This window comes from Shewanella sp. 1180_01, assembly GCF_052850535.1.
Map to the genome: position 1 here is coordinate 1 of NZ_VXCT01000122.1, position 1,854 is coordinate 1,854.

At 37.1% G+C, this 1,854-nt stretch carries 1 protein-coding gene; it reads left to right on the forward strand.

The window, feature by feature from the left end:
- Positions 1–1,064: 1,064 nt before the first annotated feature.
- On the forward strand, positions 1,065–1,854 hold a 790-nt coding region (locus FW758_RS24340; RefSeq protein WP_446446802.1), incomplete at its 3' end, for a hypothetical protein.

A 1,854-nucleotide genomic window follows, 5' to 3' on the forward strand; every position in this document is an offset into this window, starting at 1 on the left:
TATGCCTGTAGCCCTACTGCTGCATGAGTTTGAGTGCTCCCAACTTTTTGAGGGGATCTAGGGATTATCTAGGCCGCATCGAAGAATTATTGAAGCATAATGGTGTAATAGCCCCATCATGATACAACATATAAGTAACAACTAAGGCAAGAAAAACGTGTGGTATTCTCACTCGTCATCGTCGCTCAACACGCCTATATCAGTCTTATTTATGCCGGCTTCACCCACAGACATTAGCAAATGCCTGAACGACTAGTACATCTGCAGGTAAAACCGCTGACAAAAACGTAAACATGAACATTGATGCGAGGTATCAGCATCTATCCGCCCTATCCATTCCCTTTATCCCAACAAGCAACTAGCCAGCGTGAGATTAGCGGACACCACTGCAGGTAAACACGACAGGATCATAGAACCAAGCGGAACAACACTCTTAGGTACCGGCCATCATCGACTACTGGCATTAGCGTATTACTGCCCACAACTCATGATGTTCATTGGGATTGATTAAGCTGACGACTGGGCATGAAGCGTAAGGTGATAGGGTGACACGTCGCTGCTCAGTCTCCAAAGGAGCGGCGCGCTGCTACTCAGTTTCAACAATGTAAACCCTTTGATGTGTTAACGATAACAGCGGATAAAGAACAAAAGTTTGCGAACCATGAAGAGACAACGAATATAATGGATACAAGAGTGTATTTTGAACATCCTTGTTGTTCTTATGAACGAGGGTTAATGAAAACGCCAATGGATGACATAAAGCTGCTTATTAAAGAAGCACTGATTTGAGAAAGATAAGTGATGAGTTAGCCGATTATTTAAAATAGATTAACTGTCTATTTAATGACCTTTTAATTTAAAGTCGCCAAAAAAACACCCAAAACACTGATTAATATAAGTTTTCATCAATTTTATTTAGAACATATTTATTTAAAACCAAACACTAATAACTCATAATAACTCACCCTCAAACAAGGTAAATCTTTGTAAAAATTGTTATCATCAGAACATTATTGAGTAAGTATACCTTAAAATTTTTCAATTATTAGATTATGGAAGTATCGATGACATTGATAAGTCATAACTTAAAAAAAAGTAAAATCTCAAAAAAAATCTTTCTGTTTTTTTCTTTAATAATATCAATAACTTTAACAAGTCACTCACTTGCTGAGGAGTTTATAGACACCAGCCCCGAAAAATTTGGTCACTTAGAATATTTCAGTTTACCGAAGGGAATCTCGTATGATTTAGAATATCACTCAAGCGACCTAATGGGAGACAAACTGGACCTTTATTCAGGTAATGTATCTTTCTATCGAAACGATGCAGTAATCCCTGGAAACTCTCAACTAGAAGTATCTTATAGAACAAAATTTAATACATACTTGCCTACAACTTTAGGATGGGTTGAGGATCTGCCTAGAATAGAATTAAGCTTTGTCGTTAGAGACCGGGCTAGAGGAAAATTAGATAGTAGCTATCCTCTTGACTGGGATATGTATAAGTTTTGCTCCGGTGATATGCGTAGAAACCCTGACAAATATATAAGGCCGGAAGCACTTTATATGTTTCATCAATCTCCCACAATTATTATCCCAGGAGTAAGTCAATCCGCAATCCTTATAAATAAAAAAGTAATAGGGGATAATTCTGGCTCCTCAAATTATATAACAAAGAACAAATGGTTAGTTGATTGCTATACAAACAAAAATGGTAAGGAAGGGTTTAAAGTAAAATTACCAAATGGGATTAATTACTACTTTGATGACTACAACACATTTGCGATAGCTAGTTCAAATACCAACTACATGAGAGTTGGCAGTGGAGAGTTTTACCGTGTAGTTAAACAACTAC